This window comes from Minwuia sp. IMCC3060 (genome assembly GCF_029909435.1).
Lineage (GTDB): Bacteria > Pseudomonadota > Alphaproteobacteria > Minwuiales > Minwuiaceae > Minwuia.
In genome coordinates this window covers 1,448,920-1,471,480 of record NZ_CP123782.1, presented here as the reverse complement: position 1 = coordinate 1,471,480, position 22,561 = coordinate 1,448,920, and the positions used below count along the sequence as shown (strand labels likewise).

The following is a 22,561-nucleotide window of genomic DNA, read 5'->3' as shown; positions in this document are numbered from 1 at the left end:
CATGGTGCAGTGCACCATGATCGTCTGAACCGGAGGTGGTCCAATGCGGGATGAGGCTGGCAGAGAGCCGTCGGCAGGTGCGAACTGGCTGGCGGCAGACATGCAGGGAGTAACCATCACGCCCGGAGAACTGACCGGTGTCGAACGGACAGCCCTTCGGTTGAATGAGGTGACGCGCGACTTTGCGGACGCGGAACCCTTCATCTGCGACCCGTTTGCCTTCGGCGCCGCGCTGCGCCAGGCATCGGACGGCTCGTGATGGGCGAGGTTGCACAGCTCTCCGAGAAGATGGTCCGGGGTGAGGCCACAAGCGTGGCGCTTGCCGAGGAGCGGCTTGCCGGCATCGCCGGGACTGCGGTCAACCTCAACTGCTTCATTCATGTCGCTGCGGAGAGCGCCCTGACAGCCGCCGGAAATGCCGACCGTGAGCGTGGCGCGGGACGCACGCGCGGTCCCCTGCACGGCATTCCCATGGCCTGGAAGGATGTGCTGGTCACGGCGGAGCGGCGACCGACCGGCGGCGCGATTCCGTCGCAGGAATCCGGGGGACCGCAATCGACCATCGCGGACCGCCTGCTCGCGGCGGGCGCGGTCCCGCTGGGGGCGCTCAACATGGATGAATTCGCAGCCGGCGGAACCGGGGCCAACGCGCACTTCGGGCGCTGCACCAACCCCTGGGACACGCGCCGCATCACCGGCGGTTCGTCCGGCGGATCCGCCGCTGCGGTCGCCGCCGGGCTGGTGCCTTTCTCCATCGGGTCCGACGCGGGAGGATCGACCCGCCTGCCCGCTGCCATGTGCAGCGTCACGGGCCTGAAGCCGACCTATGGACGGATCAGCCGCAGCGGTGCGCTCGCCAGAAGCTGGTCCATGGACTGTCTTGGCCCCGTGGCCCGCTCCGCAGAAGATTGCGCCACGGTGTTCCAGGTGATCGCCGGACCTGACCCGGCGGACCCGACCACGCTCGGCGCGCCCGCTGTCGCGCCCTTGCCACAGACGCTGGACGGCGTCCGGGTCGGCGTTGCGCTGTCCGACGCGGACGAAGGCATCGCGGACTGGACGCGCCAGGCACTCACGGAAGCGGTGGCGGTGTTCGCGGACCTCGGCTTCGCGCCGTTTCCGGTAGAGTTGCAGCATGTGGCTGCCTGCAACGACCTGCAGCAGATACTCGTCAAATGCGAGGCCGCGACAATGCACGGCAGACGTCTGCGCGAAGCCCCGGAAACCATCGGGATCGAGGCGCGCAGCGTCATTCGCGAAGGGCTTCTGATCCCGGCGACACGCTACATCGAGGCGCTTTCCCTGCGTCAGCCGATGCTTGAGCGTTTCGTGTCGGCGGCCTTCGCCAGCGCCGATGTCATCCTGGCGCCGGTCTATCCCGATGAGGCGCCGGAGGCGGATGCCGGGGACCGCGATCCCCGTTCGATCGAGGCCGCCTTCACCGCCTCCGCGCGACATACCCGCTACGCCAATTATCTCGGATTGCCCGCACTGAGCGTGCCCGCGGGCTTCGGCCCGAACGGCATGCCGCTGGCGTTCCAGCTGATCGGACGTCCGTTCTCGGAGAGCCTGCTGCTGGCCACCGCCATGCGGTTCCAGAGCGTCACATCCTTCCATCTGCGACGGCCGCCGGTCCATCTTCAGACCGCATAGTCCGGGCAGACATCCTTCGCGAGCTTCGTCAGAGCGGTCCAGTCGCGTCCATTCTCATCGACGGGGCCGCGCGCAGCCATCTGGCCGGCGGCATGTGCGACGGTCTTCTCGTCGGGCCAGACAAGGTGCTCGATACCGCCGACGCTCATGGCCGCGACCTGCGCCCGGCAGGCCATTTCGAGATAGTGATGCCGGAAGAATGCCTCCGCGACCGTGCGGCCGGTGACGAGCACACCATGATTGCGCAGGATCATCACGTCGTTCCCGGCCAGGTCACGCACCAGCAGGCGCCGCATCTCCGGCTCGAACTCGAACCCGTGAAAGTCGTGGTAGCTCAGCTTGTCGTGAAAGATCAGCGCATGCTGCGACAGAGGCAGCAGACCGCATTTCTGCGCGCCGATGGCCATGTTGGCCGGACTGTGCGTGTGAAACACCGCATTCACGTCGGGACGCGCATCCAGGATACCACCGTGAATGACCAGTCCGCCCGGGCTGACCCGCCCTGCGGGAGAGCTCGGGTCATCACCATGAAAACCGGAACTCAGCAGGCTGGAGGCGGTCACCTGCTCGAACATCTCGTCTTCGCGCTTGATCAGGAAATGGTCGGGCCGATCCGGAATCCGCACTGACAGGTGGTTGTAGGTCAGGTCATCGAAACCGGATCGCTGGATCATGCGGTGGGCCAGCGCGAGGTGCTGGCGCTGCCGCCATTCCGCGGCGGTGAACCGGGCGTCCTGCCCGGAGTCTTTCGTGCTTGCTTGCATTCTGTCAGTCCTCCAGCAGAAAGCCGCTTTCCGGTTGCCAGACAACGCCCACCTCGGCGCCGGCCGTCAGTCCGGCGACAGCGCTCGGGTGCATGTCCACGACGAATGTCTGCGCCATGCCGATGCCCACCTCGATCTTGATGACGTTGCCGACGAACCGGGTCGACATGATCTGACCATCCAGCCGGTTGGCACCGTTGACGGCGGTTTCCTTGGGCACGATCGTCAGTTGCTCGGGGCGGACACCAAGTACCGCCGAACCCGTGGGCACCCGCCGCTCCGCAGGCATGACCACCTTGATCTCGCTGCCATTGAAGCCTGCAACCGCATGATCGGAACGCTGCTCCGCGCCGGTTACGGGCAACAGGTTGATCTGGCCGATGAAGTCCGCAACGAACTTGGTCTTCGGCGTGTCGTAGAGTTCCTCCGCCGACCCGATCTGTTCCAGCACGCCCTCGTTCATGACCGCGATGCGGTCGGACATGTTCATGGCTTCGATCTGGTCATGCGTGACGTAGATTGTCGTGATACCGAGGCTCTTCTGGATATTGCGCAGCTCGATCTGCATCGATTCCCGCAACTTCAGGTCCAGCGCGCCCAGCGGCTCGTCCATCAGCAGCACCCGTGGCGTATGTGCCACCGCGCGGGCGACAGCGACCCGCTGCTGCTGGCCGCCGCTCAGTTCCGTCGGATAGCGGTCCTTCACCCCTGGCAACTCGACCAGCTGCAGCAGGTCCCAGACCCGTGTCTTGATCTCGCCCGCTGACGCACCGCGTTCCTTCAGGGCAAAACCGATGTTTTCTTCGATCGTCATGTGCGGGAACAGGGCATAGTCCTGAAAGACCATGCCGATGCCGCGCTTCTGCGGCGGTTTCCCCGTCACGTCCTCGTCGCCGATATAGACAGACCCTTCTGTCGGTTGGATGAAGCCGGCCACCAGTCGGAGGGTGGTGGTCTTGCCACATCCGGACGGGCCGAGAAGCGTCAGGAACTCACCCTCCCGAATATCAAGATCCAGAGGCTGCAGCGCCGTGAAGTTGCCATAGCGCTTTACGGCCTTGCGGAAAGTAACCTTGGACATCTGCAGTACTGCTCCTGATGTTCGAGAGGGTGAGGAGTCTGATCGTGATGGTGCGCCCTACTGGGTGGACACCATCCGATTCCACTGGTCGATCCAGTCGCTGGTATCGACCTTGGAGTAATCGACGCGCAGGGCCTTCGCGATCATTGCAGGATCGAGTTCCAGCATCTCGGACAGCACCGGATCTTCGCCAAGCCTGGCGATCACTTCCTGGTTGACCGGCATGACGCCGTTCTTGGTGGCCGCCCGGTACTGGAAGTCGCTGCCGACATACTCGTTGATGAACCAGACAGCGGCTTCCTTGTGCTCACTGGACTTCATGACGCCGAGCCAGCCTTCCTTGGCAACACCCTTGATCTTGTCGTTGATCACGGGATGCACGCTGGTCACCGGATAACCGGCATTCTTGGCGCGCACGCACCAGCCGGCATGGACCACGGCGGCATAGATGTCGCCGCTGCCGAACTGCGTGATGGTCTCGCCGCCGCGCGACCAGAACTTCAGCGCCTTCAGGCTCTTGATGAGTTCGATGCCGGGTTCGACATTGACCTCGTCACCACCCGCCGCATAGGCGAAGCCGCCAAAGTTGGCCAGACCGCCGCCCGACGTGATGTCCGGGATGGAGATACGGCCTTCCAGCGCGGGGATCGCCAGATCCGAATAGGTGGTCGGCCGCGCGACACCAAGCTCCGCGAACTTGTCCTTGTCGTAACAGATGGTTTCCTGCGTATTCCAGGACGCGACCATCATGTCGTTGTACTGGAAGTCGGCCAGGTACTTGGTGTTGGGGACCTTCGACAGGTCGATCTTGGCAAGGAAGTCCGTTGCCGCGAAGTCAGGGACCTGCGCGTCCAGGATCTCCATCACGTCGAACGGCGCCCGTCCGCGCCCGGCGATCAGTTTCGCGAGGTTTGCCTGCGGGCTGCCGGTCACATATTCGATCTTGCCGCCCAGGGCCTCGAACTTCGGGGTGATGGTCGCGTCGAGGCTTTCCTTCCACGATCCGCCAAAGGTGGCGACCCGCAGTGTCACACCGTCGAACTTGCCGTCCGCCGCGGCGGGCAGCGCCAGTGCGCTCACGATACCGGCAACCGCCAGTCCCGTCGTCAGCCGTGTCATCGATTTCATGCTCATTGTCTGGTTCCTTCTTATCCGGTGGGGACAGGGGCGCTGCGGCACCGGGACCGGCACCGCAGCGCGGGCAGTCAGTTCGTCACGATGGCCCGGGTCCACTGATCGACCCAGTCACTGATGTTGACCTGCGAGTAGTCGATGCGGAGCTGCTTCCCGAGCTTCGCGGGATCGAGTTCAAGCATCTGCTTGAGCACGGGATCGGAACCCAGCTTCGCGACAACTTCCTTGTTGGTCGGGAAGACGCCCGTCTGCGTGGCAAGGGTGAACTGATTGTCGATGCCAACGAACTCGTTCACGTACCAGAGCGCCGCATCGTAGTTCTTGGATGACTTCATGATCCCGAGGCGGCCGTACTTCTGCACCCCGACAATGTCGTCCTTGATGACCGGATGAACGGTCTGCACGGGACTGCCGGCATTCTTGGCACGCACGCACCAGCCTGCGTGAACCACGGCGGCATAGATGTCGCCGGTCTGGAACTGGGTCACGGTCTCACCGCCGCGCGACCAGAACTTCAGCACGTTCATGTCCTGGATCAGGTCGATGCCGGGCTTGACGTTCTTCAGGTCACCACCCGCCGCGATACTGATTGCCGCGAAGTTGGCAAGGCCACCGCCGGAGGTGATGTCGGGGATCGAGATCCGGCCCTTCAGTTCCGGGGTCACCAGATCGCGATAGGTTGTCGGCGCAGGCAGACCCAGTTCGGCGTACTTCTCGGTGTTGTAGCAGATGGTTTCCTGCGTCAGCCAGGACGCCATGCCCATCTCGTTGTACGACCAGGATTCCAGGTACTTGGTGTTCGGCACCTTCGAGAGGTCGATCTTCGCCAGATAGTCGGTCTGGGCGAAGTCGGGAAGCTGCGCGTCCAGGATCTCCATCACGTCGAACGGGGCGCGTCCGCGCGCTGCAATCAGCTTGGCGAAGTTCGCCTGCGGACTGCCGGTGACAAATTCGATCTTGCCGCCCAGCGCCTCGAACTTCGGGACGATCGATTGCTCGATCGCGGCCTTGTTGGAGCCACCCCATGTCGCGATGCGCAGCGTGACCCCATCGAACTTGCCATCCGCCATGGCCATGGGACTGAGAGCGATTGAAGCTGTCAGCGCCGAAAGCACCGTCAGTGTCCTTGCAATTCCGTGTCTCACCACTTGGTCTCCTCTGTTGCTATCCCTTTCGGGAAGGGGCCTCCCAATTTCGGCACGGGGATCTATCGTCCCTTTCCTGTGCCGCCGATCTTCAGAAGTGCGTCCAGTCCGACGACCCGCTGCACCACGATCATCACGACCAGGCAGAACAGGATGACGAGCGTGCCGGAGGCCAGGATCGACGGATCGAAGTCGTTCTCCAGCGCCGAGAACAGCTCGACCGGATAGGTCACGTAGCCTGGTGCGGTAAGGAAGATGGACAGCGGAACGTCGCCGAACGACACCATGAAGGCGTAGAGCGCGCCCGCGTAGACACCGGGCATGATGACGGGCAGCGTGACCCGCCTGAAGGTACGCCAGGGGCTGGCGCCAAGGCTCAGGGCGGCCTCTTCCAGACGGTGATCGAACCGCTGCAGCACAGCCACGACCGTGCCGACGACATAGGGGATGGCAATGAAGATGTGGCCGATGGCCAGACCGATGAAGCTGCCCTGCGCGAAGAAGCCGGTGGCGTCGCCGACCAGATAGTACATCTGCAGGAAGGCGATGCCGCTGACCACGGCGGGGATCTGCAGCGGCGACCGGAAGACGACCCCGATCAGCGTCTTGCCGGGCAGGTTGGAGCGTACAAGGCCCAGGGCTGCCGGCACGCCGATGATGACGGCAGAGAGTGATGCAAGGCTGGCCAGGGCAAAGCTCAGTCCCAGAGCCTCGAACTGCTGCATCGGGATCTCGAAATACCATTCGATCGATGGCGATGCGGGCGGGAACTCGATCGCCGCATACTCGCCACCGCCATTGAAGGAGGCACCGATGACCACGATCAGCGGCGCATGCAGGAAGACATAGGCCAGCACCACCATGACCCACTTGAGCCAGAAATTGACGGCCTGGCGGCTGCGCCAGCGCATTGCCTTTCCGGCGGCCACCGCACGTGTGTCCGGTGTCGCGCGCACCGCGTCTGCGGCGATCAGACCATCCTCACGGGCGCTCATGCCAGCACCCCGCGTGCGAAGTGCATCCGGCGTATCAGAATGATCGACAGCACGTTGATCAGGATGACCGCGACCAGCAGTACGGCGGCGAGCGTCCCGGCCATCGAATATTTCACTTCCATCATGATCGTGCGCTGGATCAGGACCGGCAGCGTGAAGACCTTGCCCCCGCCCAGCAGCGCGGCCGATGTGAAGGCCCCCATGCACATGTTGAAGACCATCAGCCCGCCCGCGACCAGCCCCGGCATCGCCAGCGGCAGGATCACGCGACGGAACATCCGGGGGCGGCTCGCCCCATGGATCTCGGCAGCCTCCTCCAGCGATGTCGGGATCGTCTGCACGACGCTGTAGAGCGTCAGCACACCGAACCCCAGCGTGAAGTACATCAGCCCGATGACGACACCTTCCTGGGTGCCGATGATCGAATAGGGTTCGGTCGTGATCCCGGTCGACATCAGGAACTGGTTCAGCCAGCCGTCCGCCGAGAAGATGATGATGATCCCGAAGACCTTGATCACGATGGTGATGAAGGTCGACACGACGATGCCCGACAGCAGGATCATGCCCCAGCTCGAGCGCATCCGGGCGATCACGTAGGCAACCGGGAAGCTGAACACCAGCGTGCAGATGGTGGCGAGCGCCGAGACCTTGACCGTGATCCAGAGGGTCGTGAGATAGAAGCCGTCGGTGAAAACCCGGACGTAGTTCACGAGGTCGAGGGTATCGCCCGTCCTGCCCAGCCCCAGATCCTTGTAGAAGCTGCCTTCCAGAAACAGTGTCTGGGAGACGGACAAAAGGATGAAGGTGAACAGGAAGGAAGGAATCAGAAGCAGATCCCAGCGAACGGTCACGCGCGTGTCTCCGTCAGCAGTTCAGGCTTGCGCTCGGGGGAAGGTCGTTCGATCTCGTTCAGCAGGGGCGCACCAGTGCTGAAGCGTTTCGCGTTCTCGAGGATCAGCTCCGCGAGCGTGGCCAGCCGGCGGGGATCACCGAAGCCGCCGACATGCGGCGTCAGGATGACATTGTCGAAGGACCAGAGCGGGCTGTCGGAGGGCAATGGCTCGACCTCGAAGACATCCAGTCCGGCCCCGCCGAGCCGCTTCTGCGAGAGCGCATCGATCAGGGCTTTCTCGTCAACGACGCCGCCCCGGGAGATGTTGACCAGCAAGGCCGTCGGCCTCATCCGGTCGAGGAAGGCGGCATCGATCAGCCGCTCGGTTGCGGCATTCAGCGGTACCGCAGGCACCACGATGTCCACATCGTCAAGCTGGCCGAGAAGTCCCGCCATGTCGGTGACCACGCGGGCCTGCTGGCGCACCCCGGGTGCGACGGTCTCAGGGTCGCGGACAACGGCAATGATGTCCGCGCCGAACGCTGCGATCCGGGTGGCGATGGCCTGCCCGATGGCGCCCATTCCGATGATCGCAACCCGGGTCCCCTCCAGGACCGTCACGGATTCGCGGATCCTCTCCCGGTCCCAATGGCCCTCGGCCTTCTGTGCTTCCGCCAGTGGCAGCCGACGCAGCAGACCCAGGATCAGTGCCAGCGCATGTTCGGCAACCGTCCCGGCCCAGAGCGCGCCTGCCGTGGAGATCCGGACACCATCCGGAATGCCGAAGTGAAGCAACCGGTCATAGCCGGTCGATCCCGCCTGCACCCAGGCCAGGTCCCGTGACCGGTCGAAGCATTCGGCCAGACGGTCATTGTAGGACCCGCTGTAGAGCGCGGCGGCTGTCGCGCCGGGCAACTGCCGCGCAAAGGTGCCCTCGTCACCCGCCAGGACAAGGTCGATGTCCGATGCACCGGCGAAGGCGGATGTCAGTTCCGGCTGCATGTCGGGCAGGAAGGCGACCAGTCTCATCTGTCACCTCCACTGCGGGAGGGTGCGGGATATTCCGTCATCCAGTGCCGGGCGATGTCGATCCGGCGGGTGATCCACAAGTCATCGCGCGCCGCCATCTCGTCGAGGAACGATGCCAGAGCCCGCGCCCGTGCAGGATGGCCGATGACGCGGGCGTGCAGTCCGACGGACATCATCTTCGGATGGGTTGCCCCCTCCTCCACCAGCATCTCCACACTGTCGCGCAGGAATGTCGTGAACTGTTCGCCGATGGACATGCCGCCGCGGACGAACTTGGTATCGTTCGTGGTCAGCGAATAGGGAACCACCAGATGGGATGCCCCCTGAACCTGCTTCCAGAACGGCAGTTCGTCCGCATAGGAATCACTGTCATAGGTGAAGCCACCATGTTCGACGATCAGCCGCCGGGTGTTCAGTCCCGGTGAGTAGCGGCAGTACCAGCCGCCGGGTGCCGTGCCCGTCAGCCGCTCGATGATCGTGTAGGCCTCGGCGATCTGGTGGCGCTCTTCCGCCTCATCCAGGTCGGTGTGCTTGATCCAGCGCAATCCGTGCGCGCAGATGTCATAGCCCCCGTCCACGATGGCATCGACCACCGCCGGATTGCGTTCCATCGCCCGCGCACAGGCGAAGACGGTCAACGGCAAGCCCCGTTCGCGGAAGAGCCTGAGCAGCCGCCAGACGCCGACGCGGGCGCCATATTCGAACATGGATTCCGCCGCGAGGTCGCGACCGGACACACCGGAGGCGGCGGTACCAAGCTCGGTCAGACCCGAGTCGGACACGCCGTCCCCGTCCAGGTGGCTGGGTTCCGAGCCTTCCTCGTAGTTCAGGACGAAATTGAGTGCCAGACGCGCACCGCCGGGCCATCTGGGGTCCGGTGGGGTCGGGCCGTAGCCGACGAGATCGCGATCCAGTTCTACAGGCATGCGCGCACCAGCCCATTGATCGAAGCCGCGTCTTCCAGATGATCGATCGCCTCGATGATGGCGTTCTGTCTGCCCCGGTCATGGCGCGCCGCGCCAAGCCGGAACTTGCCGATCATTTCCGACGACGGCATCGGATTGGTCCGGCTGCCGCGATTGACCGGCTCGACATGGCGATGCACGACCCCGTCAGACATCGTGACCTCCAGCACCCCCCGGAACCCGGCAGGTGCCTTGACGGTGTCGGTCGCGTAGGTGAAGCGCTCCGCCAGTGACAGGACAGTCCGGTCGCCGATCACCTCTTCCGAGTAGTCATCCGGCCCAAGCGCACCACGATGCAGCGCGACGGAGACCGCGTATGGCAGGCTGGCGCGCGCGTGGGTCGGTGTCAGCGGAACGCGCTTGGCATCCATGGGTTCGCAGATCAGGGGCTGGTATGTCGTCCCGACCAGCGCCCGGATTGCCGTGACATCGGCTGTGCCGCCTTCGATCTTGCCATGGATCGCCAGTGCCGCATCGACGAACGGATGGATCGCATGGGCACAGGGATACGGCTTGAACGAACAGTCCAGCATCGTCCAGCGCGTGCCCAGTCCGTCAGTCACCGTGTCCAGATCGAACGGGTAATCCGCGTCCTGGACGTGCGAGCGGTAGAGACCGAAACGGCCTTCCAGGATGGATGCAGGACCCGTGAAACCGGCCTTCGCCAGGCTTGCTGCGGCCATGCCGGCATGGCAGGCCCAGCCCGGGTGCAGCGTCTTGGACCATGTGCCGTCGGCGAAGGCTTCCATCAGTCCCGCGGCCTGGCTGCCCGCGATGCCTGCCGCATGAACGGCCTGAGCGGCCGTGCCGCCGGTCAGGACCGTGGCCGTGATCGCAACCGCAAGCGTGCCGACCACACTGGTCGGGTGAAACCCGTGCCGGTGAAAGCCGCCCGGCGCACCGGATCCGATCCGGCAGTTGATCTCGTTGCCGATCGCGATTGCGTGCAGGACCTCCAGCCCCGTCAGTTTCCGCGCCTGCCCCAACGCCAGCGCCATGGGCACGATGGCCGCACTGGGGTGAACAACGGAAAGGTCGTGCGTGTCATCGAAATCGGCGGCATGGGCCAGCGTGCCGTCGATCAGTGCCGCCAGCCCTGCGGGCAGACAGTCGCCGGTTCCGAGGGAGAACGCGTCCGAGCCGCTCCCCATCTCCAGCGCTGCAGTACGCACGGCGCGACCGATGGGCGTGTCCGCCGCTCCCAGGATCAGGCCCAGGGTGTCCAGCAGCCGCAGCTTGGTATCCGCCAGCACCTCGTGCGGCAGGTCCTCGGCGCGGCTTTGCGCGCACCATTCCGACAGTTGCGTCGTCAGGCCCAGCGGCGCGGTCGCGGCATCCGGTGTCATGTTGCGGGCTTCAGACAACACGCTTCACCAGTTTCTCGCGCATATGTTCGCCAGCCATGATCGGCGGATAGGCAGCGGGGTGACTTGCGGTGACACAGCCGGGCAATGCCTCGACCATGCTGTCGTAGTTGGGGTGCAGGAAGTAGGCCATGGACTGACGGTCCGGCTGCGTGCCATCGACAGTGGGTGGATTGGCCACGCGATGCAGCGTCGAACGCCACTGGTCGTTGGTCCAGCGGGCCATCATGTCGCCGATATTGACGACCAGCGTCCCCGGTATGTCCGGCACATCATACCAGTCGCCATCGTCGCCCTGGACCTGCAGACCGCCGACCGTTTCCGACCGCAGGAGCAGGGTCAGACTGCCGAAATCGGTGTGCATTCCGGTGCGGAGCTGTCCCTCCTCGGGGGCTGTCTGAAGTGCCGGATAGAGATTTGTCGTCCCGGTGCTGAAATGCCGGTCGATCCGACTGGCGAAATAGTCTTCCGGCAGGCCCAAGCCCAGTGCGAAGGCGGTCATGAGGTCGCTGCCCAGCCGTTCGAAGGCCCGGTAGAGCTCTGTCATCGTCTCGCGAAAGCCATCCGGCGCTTCCGGCCAGATATTGGTCGCGTAGAACCTTTCGGCATCCGGATAGGCCGCCACCAGATCACTGTGGTCCTCGGGCGGGCCCATGAAGAACTGCTCCCGCAGGTCCGGCGGGGTGTCGATCCCCAGCGTGGCCGCCAGCCGCTTGGAGGCAAATGCCTGATACCCTCTGGGAATCGTCTTGTCGGGCGGCGCGGCCTGCATCTTCGTGTCGGTGCTCTGGGCGAAGAACGTGCGCGATATGGCAAATGCCCGGTCAATCAGTTCCTGCGGAATTCCGTGGCCGCCAATCACCAGAAAACCGATCGACCGGCAGGCGCGGTCGATCTCGTCGGCAGTGCGCCGCCGCGCAATCTCACCGCCTTCGCGGAAGGGGGCGAAATCGATGACGGGGACGATGTCCTCATCCATGGTGGTCTGCGTCAGCCGGATCATGCAGCGTCCTTCCCGGCGGCCTGAATGGCGCGCCAGACTGCGTATGGTGTTGCGGGCATGTCGATGTGGGTGACACCCAGCGGTGCCAGCGCGTCCATGATCGCGATCATGATGGCCGGCGGCGCACAGATGGCACCAGCCTCGCCGCAGCCCTTCAGGCCCAGCGGGTTGTTCAGGCAGGGCGTCGGCGACCTGGACAGCACCATCTCGGGAAAATCGGCAGCGCGCGGCATGGTGTAGTCAAGGAACGTGCCCGTCATGAGCTGCCCGCTGTCAGGGTCGTGGATGACCTGTTCCATCAGCGCCTGCCCGGCCCCCTGCCCCACACCGCCATGCACCTGGCCATCGACCAGCATCGGATTGATCTCGTTGCCGAAGTCATCGACTGCCGCATATCCGGCCAGACGGACGGTGCCCGTTTCGGGATCGATCTCGACCTCGGCGGTATGCATGCCGTTCGGATAGGTCGGCTCTACCGGCTGGAAAGCGCCATCGGAGGACGGATCACACGCGATCCCCCCAGGCAGGCGGTCCGCATGGGCCAGCCGCGCCAGTTCCGTGATCGCGACGCTGCGATCCGTTCCACTGATGGTGAAAGCGCCCTTCCCGAATGCGATGTCCGCTTCCGCGCACTCCAGCACTGCTGCCGCGACCGGGGTCAGCTTCTCGACCAGCGTATCGACCGCCCGGTGCAGTGCCGAACCGCCCACCGCCAGCGACCGCGACCCGAACGTCCCGACACCCCGGGAGACCTGATCGGTATCGCCCTGATGAAACCTGATCCTGGAAGGATCAAGCGCCAGGCGCTGCGATACCAGCTGCACATGTGCGGTGGCATGGCCCTGTCCCGCTGTCATGCTGCCGACCATCACGTCAGCGCCACCGGAATCATCCAGTTCGATACGCGCGCCTTCCTCCGCACCGCCAGCGGCGCGCTCGACATAGGCTGCGGCGCCAAACCCGCGCAGCAGGCCCCTTGCTTCGCTTTCCGACTTCCGTGACGGGAACCCGTCAAATCCCGAGACCTGTTCCGCAGCCGACAGCACCGCGTCGAAATCACCTGAGTCATAGGTCGCGCCCATCACCGTCCGGAACGGGATCGCGCTCGTCGGGATCAGGTTGCGGCGCCTGAGTTCGAAACCCGAAAGCCCGATCTGCCTTGCCGCCTTGCCGATCAGACATTCCAGCGCATAGATCGCCTCGGGACGGCCGGCACCGCGGTAGGCATCCACCGGCGTCGTATGCGTGAAGTAGCCAGCCGAGCGGATATCGACGGTGGGGATCGTGTAGACCCCGCCGAGTGCGGCCAGACCGACATTGGCCGGCACAGCACCGAACAGGGACTGATAGGCACCCAGGTTGGCCTTCACGTTGGCCCGCAGTCCCAGGAACCGGCCCTCCTGATCCAGCGCCAGTTCCAGGTTCCAGATCATGTCGCGACCGGCGGCATCCGACTGGAAGCTCTCGTTGCGGCTGGCGACCCATTTCACCGGTGCATTCAGACGTCGTGCAGCCCAGAGCACCAGGGCCTGCTCCCGGTAGATCGGCGCCTTGGTTCCGAACCCGCCACCCGTATCCGGGGTGATGACCCGGAGTTCATCGGGCGGAATTCCGAACATGTCGCGTGCCAGCACGTCGCGCGTCAGATGCGGCGCCTGCGTGCCCGTTGTGACGGCGTATCTGCCCGACACGGGGAAAGCGATCGCGCTGCGTGTCTCCATGGGGGCAGCCGCAACCCGCTGATTGACCAGACGGATGGTGACCCTGTGCGCGGCCTTCTCGAACGCGGCATCGGTCTCGGCCGTGTCGCCATGGTGCAGGCTGTAACCGGGCTCGGCAGCCTCATCCATCGGAGAGAGCGCGAACGGCAGGGCGTCATACTCGACGTCGATCAGGTCCAGGGCGGCCTGGGCCGTCGCAAGGTCCTCGGCGACGATCAGGCCGATCGGCTCCCCGACATATCGAACGGTCTCGTGCGGCAGGATGCGGACATCCGGCCCATCGACGGCCAGCGGCACACCCTTCAAAGTCGGAACATTGTTGGGCGGGATCGTTCCGAGATCATCGGCCAGCGCGTCCTTGCCGGTGAGGATCGCGGCGACTCCGTCAAGTTCGCATGCGGCTGAAACATCGAACCGGGTGATCCTGCCATGCGGGCAATCGGACCGGATCACCAGTGCAACAAGCGCTCCGGTATGATCCAGATCTTCGAGGTAGGCGCCCCTGCCGCGCAGGAAGCGTTCGTCTTCAAGGCGGCGCGGCGCGCCACCAAACCGAAAATCCGACGAAGGTGCATGCTCATACCCCATCAGAACGGCCGGTCCCCCTGCGTCTGGGTCCGGAACATCAGGCGGATCTCGCTGGAGTCGTCGTAGCTCGTCGCGCAATGCATCAGGCAGCGATTGTCCCAGACCGCCAGGTCCCCCTGCTGCCAGGCGTGCCTGTAGACGAAACGCGCGTCCTCGATATGGGCGAACAGGAAGGTGAGCAGTTCGGCGCTCTCCTCATCACTGACCCCGAGAATGCGGGTCACGGAGTCCGGATCGACGAACAGCGACTTGCGACCGGTTTCAGGATGGGTCCGGACCACCGGATGAGTGACGTCCGGATTGTCGGCCTTCTCCTGAGCACTCAGTTTCCGTGCACGTATGTAATTGCGCTCGTAGCTGGCGACAAAGCTGTGAACCGCCTTCAAAGGCAGCAGTCACGCCTGCATCTCCTCGGACAGCGCCTCGAAGGCCGCATACATGTCGGAGAAGAGCGTATCGCCCCCGGTCCTGGCAGGCGTCTCGACACCGTAGAGCAGCGTTGCCAGCATCGGCTGTTCACGGAATATCTGATCGGAATGCCAGTAGATGCCATTGTTGGGCGCACCAAGCGGCTTGCCGTCCACCGTATTGTTGGACAGCCGCATGATCTGCGGAAAGTCCGCATCAAGGTACTCGCCAACATGATGCACGACGGGTTCGCCAAACAGGTGACTGACCTGTACCAGCGCCGCCTCGTGCAGTTTCTGCTGCGGAAAGACGATCAGCCTGTGCTCAAGGAAGGCTTCACGGATCACGCCTGCCGCTTCGGCGGAAGGCATCTGCGAGAGGTCGATCTGGTCGACGACACAGCCGAGCGGGGCATCGATCGGCGTGACCCTCGGAAGCTTGCCTGCGCCCGCATGAGCTGCGGCCGGAGCCGGTTCGCTGGTGGCGGATAGGGTCAACGTGGAGCCTCCTGAAGCTGGGTCGGTCAGCCCTTCGGCGGGGCTTTCCTTGCCTCAAATGCTCCGTTGCCATGCCGCACTGCACAAATTCATTTTTCATATCGGGGCATAGAGACGAGCTATGCGCCCGGCCACGTCGTGGAGTGGCGCAGAAAGGGAAGGAGGCGGGACGCCGGGGCCCCGCCTCCTGTGATTTGCGGATCTGACTGCTGGATGAGAAATGCGTCTCTTCGTGTCCTCAGGCGGCCGGATTGTAGGCCTGGCCCTGAAACACCTTCCCCGCCGCGCTGACCCGCCCCCGACAGGTGCGCAGCACATCGTCATCGACCTTGTCTACCGGGTGCAGGCCGGAATGCGGCCCCTCCTTGAAGGGCAGATTGGACAGCGCATTGAAGACCGTGATCAGCGCCCAGCGCCGACGTTCCGAGCGGTTGGCGCTGGAACGATGCAGCGTATTGCAATGGAAGAACACGGCATCGCCGGCATCAAGCTCGCAGGGGATGACCGGCAGTTTCTCCTCGGCGACGGCTACCCGATCCTGGTCCGCACAGTACTGCTTGCCGACAAAGGCATGATCGATACGCCCCAGACGATGCGAGCCCGCCATCATCTCGATGCAGCCGTTTTCCCGCGTGGAGGGATCAAGGGAGATGAAACAGGTCGCCATCCTGGGTGCCAGCACGCCATAGCCATAGGCATAGCCATAGTCCTGATGCCACTCCCAGCTGCCGCCGACCTTCGGTTCCTTGGCATTGAGCTTGGAATTGTAATGGCAGATCGGCTCCCCGATCAGCTGCTCGACCGCGTCGGCGACGCGACGGCTGCGCATGGCGATACTGTAGATATCGTCACCCATCTCGTCCCATACCGTCATGCGGGTCTCGTTGCCCTCCCGGTCCGTGCGGGAATAGGCCGCCTGGGTCAGTTTTTCATCGGCCAGGGCGGCCTCGAGAATCAGTTCGATCTCATCCTTGGTAAACAGTCCTGGGACGGTCACGAATCCTTCGGTTTCATAGTGCTCAACCTGTTCCCGGCTCAGTGGCGTCGACATTCTGATCTCTCCTCGACTTGAGGTGCGTTGATGCATACTCGCAGAACTGACTGTTTTTCAGGCACGCACAAGAATTCGACAGTCATTGCACAAACCCAAGGCAGCAACACGCTGGTGCAGTTCCAGACCACTCGGGGCAAATACCGGATTTCCTTTTTGTTACAGTCTCTTGTGCTGCCGTTGCATCGCTCGCTTCGGTTAGGCACAGGTCTTGCGCGTCATGACATGGTCTGGAGTGACAGGCCTGTGGCGAACGCAGAATTCGCCCGAACGCAACGCTACGCAAATCCGAATACTCTATATTCCCAATAGGGTGAGGCTATGACACCAACACAGGCAAGGGCATTCCACGCAGTAGGCAAGGCAGGCAGCTTCACGGGCGCGGCGCGCGACCTCAACGTCAGCCAGCCGACAATCACCACGCAGGTTCGCGAGCTTGAGAAGACCTATGGCGTGGAGCTGTTTCTTCGGTCGGCATCCGGCGCCAGACTGACCGAGACAGGCAACACTCTCTTCCTGATGGTCGACGAATGGCAAAACATGCAGCGCGAATGCCGGGAGTTCCTTTCAGGCGCGCGTGCGCTCCGTAACGGTCGCATCACCATCGGCACCTATGGTCCCTACGACGCCATCGACCTGACCGCGGCCATGCGGGAGAGCTATCCCGGCATCGATGTCAGCATCATGTTCTCCAACTCGAACAGCCTGAAGGACCACCTCCTGTCGCATGAGATCGATGTCGCGATCATGTCGGGCATGAACTACGAGGACACCTATCAGTGTCTCAAGTTCCGGAAGCGGCGGCTGGTGGTTCTGCTGCCGAAGCAGCACGGCTGGACAGGTCGCCATTCGGTCACGCTGGCAGAACTGGCACAGGAACCCCTGATCTGCCGCGAAAGCGGTTCGGCGGTGCGCGCCTGCCTGGAGCATGCCGCCCGCCGCGACGGGCTGCATCTGAAATGGTCGGCACAGATCGGCAGCCGTGAAGGTATCGTTGCCGCGGTTCAGCGCAATCTCGGGATCGGCGTCATCTTCGAGGAGGGCCACATTCCCACCGACTCGATCGACGTGCTGCCGATCCGGGATCTGGAGTGCGATGCGACCGTCGATGTCGTCTGCCTGGCCGAGCGTGCCTCCAACCGGATCATCAAGTGCTTCACGGATCTGGCTGCGCGCGAGGCGCTTGCCCGAAGTCAGCCCCAGCCGGTGCCTGCCTGAATTCCGGACCCTGTGCGCGCGCCGCCCGGACACTGCGATCCGGCCCGGCCCAGGCCCCTCCCATTGAGGCAGCCTATAGATAGGGCGAATGCGGCCATTCAGAATTTGGATTTGCTGCACTGCGGCATGACCTGAACACTTTCAGGCATCGAGGAGCCTGATCGGCCCGCATCCCGAAGACTTGTCGCCCGGTCCATGGCTTCGCCAAACAGGTGAGGTAACCCGAGATGCTCAAGAAGCTGCTTCGACAGAACCGTGCACTGGCTGCCATTCTGATTGCCACATCGGTCGGTATGGCCGGGTCTTCGGCCCTGGCCGAGAAGATCACCATTACCGCCGGTTCTCCCGGTGGTGGCTACTTCAAGGCCGCCGCTGCCTTTGCCGAATACATCAAGTCCGACATTCCCGACGCCAACACGACCGTCATTCCGGGTGGCGGCTGGGCCAACGTCGAACGGCTTCAGCCCGGTTCCAGCCTCGCCGATGTGGCCGTGCTGGAGAATGCTCTGGCCACCATGGCCTATCGCGGCGAAGGCCCCGGCGGCACGAAATACGACTTCCGCATGCTGGCCGCCGTGCGCGGCCCCAGCGCAGCGCAGGCGGTAGCCACGGTCGAGAGCGGCGTGACGTCCTTCGAGCAGATCCTGAAGGACGAGATCCCTGTGCGGATCGCCATGTTCGAGCGGACGCAGCTCGCCACGGCCCAGGCGCTGGCCATTCTCGACGCCTATGGGCTGACCCGGGAAAAGGTCGAGTCCTTTGGCGGCAAGATCATCTTCACCTCGCATTCCGACGGCGTGCAGATGGTGATGGATGGCCAGGCGGACATGTGGTTCACCGGCGGCTCCTACTACCCGCATCACCAGTACATCAAGATCGGCGCGAAGCAGCCCTTCACGCTGGTGCCGATCAGCAAGGCCGTGGCCCAGACCGTCGCCGACAAGTTCGGCCAGAGCGTGATGGAAGTCCCTGCCGGCATCTATGACGGCAACAACGGCACCAATGAAGCCTACTGGACCCCGGTCACCGTGGTGGGTTTCGGAGTGCGCACCGCCATGTCCGATGATCTGGTCTATGCCATGACCAAGGCACTCGCCGAGAACAAGGACAAGTTCCACGCCGTGCACCCGCAGCACATGTTCTACGAGCCGAACGTGGCCTGGAAGAACGTGGGCGCGGTCCCGCTGCATCCGGGTGCCGAGCGCTACTACAAGGAAATGGGTTTCATCGACTGATCCGGCTTCCCGCAGCTCCATCCAGCAGATTGGCAGAAGATGACCGCTCCAACCCAGGCTTCCATGGCAGACCGCGTGACCGACATGATCCGTCGCGAGACATCTGCCCTCATGGAAACGGGCTGGGGCGGGCTCTGCCGTCTGCTGGTCGCCACCCTCGGGGTGGTGCTTGCCGGCTTCCATCTCTTCACGGCCTTTGACGGCACCTACTATCCCTTCACCCAGCGCGCCTTCCCCCTGATGGTCGGTCTGGCGCTGGTCTTCCTCGTCATCCCGGCAGGCGGCATGGCCACAGCCGAGGGGGATACGCCACGCTCGATCCCCTGGTACGACTGGCTGCTTGCCCTGCTGTGCGTGCCGGCATTCGGCTACATCGCGTTCTCCCCCGACTATCTGGCCAATCGCTGGCCACTGACAGCGGCCTTTGCCCCGACGACGCTGGAGCTCATCCTGTCGTTCGTTGGTATCGCGCTGGTGCTGGAGGCGACGCGGCGGCTGACAGGCTGGGTGCTGGTGATCGGTACGCTCGTGGCGCTGGCCTATGCCTATCTCGGTGAGTTCCTGCCCGACGGCATGATCTCCCACCGCGGCTTCTCGATCATTCAGATCACCGACTTCATGTATCTCACCGTGGATGGCATCTGGGGCACGGCCCTTGGCGTCGCGGCAACCTACATCGTCGTCTTCATCATCTTCGGCGCGTTCATGGAGCGTGCCGGTGCAGCCGATTTCTTCGTCGAGTTCGTATCCGCCATTGCCGGGCACACGCGCGGCGGTCCGGGCAAGGTCGGCGTACTGGCCTCCGCGATGGTCGGATCGGTCACCGGCTCTTCGGTCGCGAATGTCTATACGACAGGGCAGTTCACGATCCCGATGATGGCCCGACTGGGGTATCGGCGCGCCACTGCGGGCGCGATCGAGGCCCTGGCATCCAATGGCGGACAACTGATGCCGCCCGTGCTGGGTGCGGCTGCATTCATTGTCGCCGCCTACGCCGGTGTGTCCTATCCAACCATTGTCGTGGCAAGCATTCTGCCCGCCGCGCTGTTCTTCTCCAGCCTGCTCTGGTTCATCCATCTCGAAGCGGTGAAGACAGGCATGAAGGGCATGCCCCTGGACGAGAAGCCGAAACTGGTTCCGGTCCTGAAGCGCCGGGGCCACCTGATGATCCCGATGATCGCGCTGATTGCGCTGCTGACCGCCGGCGTTTCACCACTGCGTGCGGCCTTCTTCGCCGTCTGTCTGATCGTGGCGGTAAGCTGGATACGCGCCGAGACGCGACTGGGTCCGAAGGAGATCGTTTCGGCGCTGATCCTCGGCGCACGGAACTCGCTGATGATCCTGGCCACCTGCGCCGCCGTCGGCCTGATCATCGGCACCTTCACGATGACGGGGCTCGCCCTGAACGCGAGCAGCGCGATCATCGCCCTGGCAGGTGGTCAGTATGCACTGGTGCTGATCTGCATCGTCATGGCCTGCCTCATACTCGGCATGGGCATGAACACGGTCGCCGCCTTCATGCTGGTCTCCGTCATCGGGGTGCCTGCACTGATCGAGATCGGCATCGACCGGCTGTCCGCGCACATGTTCGTCTTCTATGCCGCCCTGCTGTCCCACATCACACCGCCGGTCTGCCTGGCTGTATTTGCCGCCGCACAGATCGCGGGCGCCAATATCTGGGCCACTGCATTCACGGCCATGAAGATGGGCCTGATCGCCTATCTGATGCCGTTCCTGATCGTCGGTTCGCCCAGTCTGCTGCTGGGTGAAGGGGAAATCTTCAACATCTGGGCGGTGATCGCCTCCTTTGCCGGCGCCATGCTGATCGCATCGGGGGTCCAGGGCTGGATGTTCGCCCGGCTGAACCTGATCGAACGCGGCCTGTTCGGCGCAGCGGGCGTCCTGCTGATCGTGCCATCCACCGACCTGCGCATGCTGGGCCTCGGCCTGCTCGTGCTCGGCGCGCTGCTCAGCATCTTCATCTGGCGAGACGCGCTCATCGGCGCGATGCGCCCCACCAAGTCCGAATCCTGAACCGTATCCCGGGGAGAACAATGCCGATGTATGCCCATGACGATCTGCAGACCATGGTCAAACCAGACCGGGTTCACAGGCGGCTGTACGTGGATCCGGACATCTTCGAGATGGAGATGGATCGCATCTTCGGGCGCATGTGGGTCTTCGTGGCGCACGAGAGCCAGGTGCCAGATCCCAACGACTACATCACCACCCGCATCGGCCGACAGCCGCTTCTGATCACCCGGGACCGCAATGGCGAGGTCCATGTGATGTTCAACCGCTGCGGCCATCGCGGGGTGAAGCTGTGCGCCACCGCGGAAGGCAACAGCCCCGGTTTCCGCTGCCCCTATCATGGCTGGAACTACCGCGCGAACGGCAAACTGGCAGGTATCCCCTACAAGGACGGCTACAGCGACGAATTCATGAAGGACCCGTCGCTTGATCTCGGCCGCCCGCCACGGGTGGACAGCTATCGCGGGTTCATCTTCGTGTCTCTCAGTCCCGACGGAATGTCGCTGGACGATCATCTTGGCCCGATCAAGGGCAGCATCGACGACCTGTGTGATCGCGCACCGGACGGCGAGATCCTGGCCCAGGCCGGGTGCAACCGATACATCGTGCGCGCCAACTGGAAGCTGCAGATGGACAATGGCGTCGATCTGTATCACGCCCCGTTCGCCCATCATTCGACACTGGATGAGGACGGACGCCAGTTCTCCAGGCATGGCGGCGGCCCCAGCTTCTACAAGCCCGGCACCAGGAGCCCGGTCGATTTCGATCCCATGGGTGTCCACGGCTTCGCCAACGGTCACGGCTACCAGGGTGCCGTGCCCCAGGTTCCCGATCCGGACGGCATGGCGTTCAAGGAACTGAAGGCGATGCTGGTCGAGCGGCATGGTGAGGAACGCACGCGCGAGATACTGACCTACGACCGCTTCAATTCGATGATCTATCCCAACCTGACGTTCCAGGCGATGGGGCAGCATTTCCGCATGGTGATGCCCATCGATGTGAACCGGACCGAAGTCCGCATCTATCCGATCCTGTTCAAGGGCGCGCCGGACGCATGGAACCGATACGCGGTCCGTTCGGTCGCGGCGACGCACTCCCCGGCCTCGATGATCCAGACCGACGACGTCGCGGTGTTCGAACGCGCGCAGGAGGGTCTGCATGCACAGGGCTCGGACTGGGTGATGTTCGCGCGTCACATGGGTGCCGAAACCCCGAACAACTACGGCGGGCTTGGCGCGCCGGGATCCAGCGAGTTCGTGCTGCGGCAGCAGTACAACGACGTCTGGCTGAAATACATGAGCGCCTGAGAGGGATGACGATGACCGCCACACTGGCCAAGACCCAAGCAGCCGACCTGCCCGCCCGCGACGTGATCGAACAGTTCCTCTACGCCGAGGCACGCATGCTGGACGAGAAGCGCTGGGAAGACTGGATGGACCTGTTCACCGACGACGGCGTCTACTGGGTGCCGACAGCCGACGATCAGACCGATCCCGATACGCGCGCCTCCATCATGTACGACGACAGGACGATGATGAAGATGCGTGTGCGCCGTCTGCGCCACCCGGAGGTCCACGCCCAGACACCGCCGTCCCGGACGACGCATCTGGTCACCAACGTGATGGTCGGGCCGTCGCCTGATACGGACGGCGACATCGAGGCAAGCGCCTGCTTCCTGATGCTGGAGTACCGCGTCGAGGAACAGACGGTCTATGGCGGACGCTACCTGTATCGCCTGACGGAAACCGCCGACGGTCTGGCGATCCGCAGCAAGACCGTCCGCATGGTCAATTGCGATGCCGCCCATCAGCTTATGGCGATCTATCTCTGAGCCAAGGACGACACCC

19 protein-coding genes and 1 pseudogene are annotated in these 22,561 nt (G+C 63.7%); 7 read left to right on the top strand and 13 right to left on the bottom strand.

Annotated features, from left to right (window positions below; genetic code table 11):
* Window positions 1–43 precede the first annotated feature (43 nt).
* Both QGV54_RS06950 and QGV54_RS06945 read left to right on the top strand, forming a co-directional pair.
* On the top strand, window positions 44–259 hold the full coding sequence (locus QGV54_RS06950; RefSeq protein WP_281017566.1) for a hypothetical protein: 216 nt from the start codon (window positions 44–46) through the stop codon (window positions 257–259).
* The gene (locus tag QGV54_RS06945) at window positions 259–1,653 is read left to right on the top strand and encodes an amidase (RefSeq protein WP_281017567.1); all 1,395 of its coding nucleotides are present in this window, start codon (window positions 259–261) and stop codon (window positions 1,651–1,653) included. The genes QGV54_RS06950 and QGV54_RS06945 overlap by 1 nt, the downstream gene beginning before the upstream one ends.
* Here the strand turns inward: QGV54_RS06945 and QGV54_RS06940 are convergent.
* The 13 genes and pseudogenes from QGV54_RS06940 to QGV54_RS06880 form a co-directional block, all read right to left on the bottom strand.
* On the bottom strand, window positions 1,641–2,417 hold the full coding sequence (locus QGV54_RS06940; RefSeq protein ID WP_281017568.1) for a class II aldolase/adducin family protein: 777 nt from the start codon (window positions 2,415–2,417) through the stop codon (window positions 1,641–1,643). The two genes, QGV54_RS06945 and QGV54_RS06940, sit on opposite strands and share 13 nt — an antisense overlap.
* Before the next feature lie 4 nt (window positions 2,418–2,421).
* Complete coding sequence (locus QGV54_RS06935; protein WP_281017569.1) at window positions 2,422–3,498, bottom strand: ABC transporter ATP-binding protein; 1,077 nt, start codon at window positions 3,496–3,498, stop codon at window positions 2,422–2,424.
* Between the two features lie 57 nt (window positions 3,499–3,555).
* Window positions 3,556–4,632, bottom strand: coding sequence for an extracellular solute-binding protein (locus QGV54_RS06930; RefSeq protein WP_281017570.1), 1,077 nt, complete (start codon window positions 4,630–4,632; stop codon window positions 3,556–3,558).
* Window positions 4,633–4,703: 71 nt separating this feature from the next.
* Window positions 4,704–5,777 (bottom strand): extracellular solute-binding protein, encoded by a 1,074-nt coding sequence (locus QGV54_RS06925; RefSeq protein WP_281017571.1) that lies wholly within the window; start codon window positions 5,775–5,777, stop codon window positions 4,704–4,706.
* Window positions 5,778–5,839: 62 nt separating this feature from the next.
* Complete coding sequence (locus QGV54_RS06920) at window positions 5,840–6,772, bottom strand: ABC transporter permease (RefSeq protein WP_281017572.1); 933 nt, start codon at window positions 6,770–6,772, stop codon at window positions 5,840–5,842.
* Window positions 6,769–7,623 (bottom strand): ABC transporter permease, encoded by an 855-nt coding sequence (locus tag QGV54_RS06915; protein ID WP_281017573.1) that lies wholly within the window; start codon window positions 7,621–7,623, stop codon window positions 6,769–6,771. The genes QGV54_RS06920 and QGV54_RS06915 overlap by 4 nt, the downstream gene beginning before the upstream one ends.
* Window positions 7,620–8,633, bottom strand: coding sequence for a D-2-hydroxyacid dehydrogenase (locus QGV54_RS06910; protein WP_281017574.1), 1,014 nt, complete (start codon window positions 8,631–8,633; stop codon window positions 7,620–7,622). The genes QGV54_RS06915 and QGV54_RS06910 overlap by 4 nt, the downstream gene beginning before the upstream one ends.
* Window positions 8,630–9,559 (bottom strand): polysaccharide deacetylase family protein, encoded by a 930-nt coding sequence (locus QGV54_RS06905; protein ID WP_281017575.1) that lies wholly within the window; start codon window positions 9,557–9,559, stop codon window positions 8,630–8,632. The genes QGV54_RS06910 and QGV54_RS06905 overlap by 4 nt, the downstream gene beginning before the upstream one ends.
* Window positions 9,550–10,962 (bottom strand): MmgE/PrpD family protein, encoded by a 1,413-nt coding sequence (locus tag QGV54_RS06900; protein WP_281017576.1) that lies wholly within the window; start codon window positions 10,960–10,962, stop codon window positions 9,550–9,552. The genes QGV54_RS06905 and QGV54_RS06900 overlap by 10 nt, the downstream gene beginning before the upstream one ends.
* A complete protein-coding gene (locus QGV54_RS06895) occupies window positions 10,955–11,965 on the bottom strand; it encodes a 2-oxoglutarate and iron-dependent oxygenase domain-containing protein (protein WP_281017577.1) in 1,011 nt (336 codons plus the stop codon). The genes QGV54_RS06900 and QGV54_RS06895 overlap by 8 nt, the downstream gene beginning before the upstream one ends.
* Window positions 11,962–14,274 (bottom strand): xanthine dehydrogenase family protein molybdopterin-binding subunit, encoded by a 2,313-nt coding sequence (locus QGV54_RS06890; protein ID WP_281017578.1) that lies wholly within the window; start codon window positions 14,272–14,274, stop codon window positions 11,962–11,964. The genes QGV54_RS06895 and QGV54_RS06890 overlap by 4 nt, the downstream gene beginning before the upstream one ends.
* Window positions 14,274–15,053: pseudogene (locus QGV54_RS06885) on the bottom strand (TauD/TfdA family dioxygenase). Before QGV54_RS06885 ends, QGV54_RS06890 begins: the two are co-directional and overlap by 1 nt.
* 364 nt (window positions 15,054–15,417) lie before the next feature.
* Entirely contained in the window at window positions 15,418–16,230 is an 813-nt protein-coding gene (locus tag QGV54_RS06880; RefSeq protein ID WP_281017580.1) for a phytanoyl-CoA dioxygenase family protein, read from the bottom strand.
* A gap of 321 nt (window positions 16,231–16,551) precedes the next feature.
* On the opposite strand from QGV54_RS06880, the gene QGV54_RS06875 reads away from it, so the two are divergent.
* The 5 genes from QGV54_RS06875 to QGV54_RS06855 all read left to right on the top strand — a co-directional run bounded on the left by QGV54_RS06875 (window position 16,552) and on the right by QGV54_RS06855 (window position 22,545).
* The gene (locus QGV54_RS06875) at window positions 16,552–17,448 is read left to right on the top strand and encodes a LysR substrate-binding domain-containing protein (protein WP_281017581.1); all 897 of its coding nucleotides are present in this window, start codon (window positions 16,552–16,554) and stop codon (window positions 17,446–17,448) included.
* Between the two features lie 227 nt (window positions 17,449–17,675).
* Window positions 17,676–18,683 (top strand): TAXI family TRAP transporter solute-binding subunit, encoded by a 1,008-nt coding sequence (locus tag QGV54_RS06870; RefSeq protein ID WP_281017582.1) that lies wholly within the window; start codon window positions 17,676–17,678, stop codon window positions 18,681–18,683.
* 39 nt (window positions 18,684–18,722) lie between these two features.
* The gene (locus QGV54_RS06865) at window positions 18,723–20,717 is read left to right on the top strand and encodes a TRAP transporter fused permease subunit (RefSeq protein ID WP_281017583.1); all 1,995 of its coding nucleotides are present in this window, start codon (window positions 18,723–18,725) and stop codon (window positions 20,715–20,717) included.
* Between the two features lie 26 nt (window positions 20,718–20,743).
* Entirely contained in the window at window positions 20,744–22,021 is a 1,278-nt protein-coding gene (locus tag QGV54_RS06860; protein WP_281017584.1) for a Rieske 2Fe-2S domain-containing protein, read from the top strand.
* A gap of 11 nt (window positions 22,022–22,032) precedes the next feature.
* Window positions 22,033–22,545, top strand: coding sequence for an aromatic-ring-hydroxylating dioxygenase subunit beta (locus QGV54_RS06855; RefSeq protein ID WP_281017585.1), 513 nt, complete (start codon window positions 22,033–22,035; stop codon window positions 22,543–22,545).
* The last annotated feature ends 16 nt before the right edge of the window (window positions 22,546–22,561 follow it).

Bases quoted from the DNA above. Each gene is read 5' to 3' on its own strand.
- QGV54_RS06895 (WP_281017577.1), bottom strand. From the start codon at position 11,965: ATGATCCGGCTGACGCAGACCACCATGGATGAGGACATCGTCCCCGTC.
- QGV54_RS06865 (WP_281017583.1), top strand. From the start codon at position 18,723: ATGACCGCTCCAACCCAGGCTTCCATGGCAGACCGCGTGACCGACATG.
- QGV54_RS06890 (WP_281017578.1), bottom strand. From the start codon at position 14,274: ATGGGGTATGAGCATGCACCTTCGTCGGATTTTCGGTTTGGTGGCGCG.
- QGV54_RS06870 (WP_281017582.1), top strand. From the start codon at position 17,676: ATGCTCAAGAAGCTGCTTCGACAGAACCGTGCACTGGCTGCCATTCTG.
- QGV54_RS06935 (WP_281017569.1), bottom strand. From the start codon at position 3,498: ATGTCCAAGGTTACTTTCCGCAAGGCCGTAAAGCGCTATGGCAACTTC.
- QGV54_RS06905 (WP_281017575.1), bottom strand. From the start codon at position 9,559: ATGCCTGTAGAACTGGATCGCGATCTCGTCGGCTACGGCCCGACCCCA.
- QGV54_RS06945 (WP_281017567.1), top strand. From the start codon at position 259: ATGGGCGAGGTTGCACAGCTCTCCGAGAAGATGGTCCGGGGTGAGGCC.
- QGV54_RS06880 (WP_281017580.1), bottom strand. From the start codon at position 16,230: ATGTCGACGCCACTGAGCCGGGAACAGGTTGAGCACTATGAAACCGAA.
- QGV54_RS06950 (WP_281017566.1), top strand. From the start codon at position 44: ATGCGGGATGAGGCTGGCAGAGAGCCGTCGGCAGGTGCGAACTGGCTG.
- QGV54_RS06910 (WP_281017574.1), bottom strand. From the start codon at position 8,633: ATGAGACTGGTCGCCTTCCTGCCCGACATGCAGCCGGAACTGACATCC.
- QGV54_RS06930 (WP_281017570.1), bottom strand. From the start codon at position 4,632: ATGAGCATGAAATCGATGACACGGCTGACGACGGGACTGGCGGTTGCC.
- QGV54_RS06860 (WP_281017584.1), top strand. From the start codon at position 20,744: ATGTATGCCCATGACGATCTGCAGACCATGGTCAAACCAGACCGGGTT.
- QGV54_RS06855 (WP_281017585.1), top strand. From the start codon at position 22,033: ATGACCGCCACACTGGCCAAGACCCAAGCAGCCGACCTGCCCGCCCGC.
- QGV54_RS06875 (WP_281017581.1), top strand. From the start codon at position 16,552: ATGACACCAACACAGGCAAGGGCATTCCACGCAGTAGGCAAGGCAGGC.
- QGV54_RS06940 (WP_281017568.1), bottom strand. From the start codon at position 2,417: ATGCAAGCAAGCACGAAAGACTCCGGGCAGGACGCCCGGTTCACCGCC.
- QGV54_RS06920 (WP_281017572.1), bottom strand. From the start codon at position 6,772: ATGAGCGCCCGTGAGGATGGTCTGATCGCCGCAGACGCGGTGCGCGCG.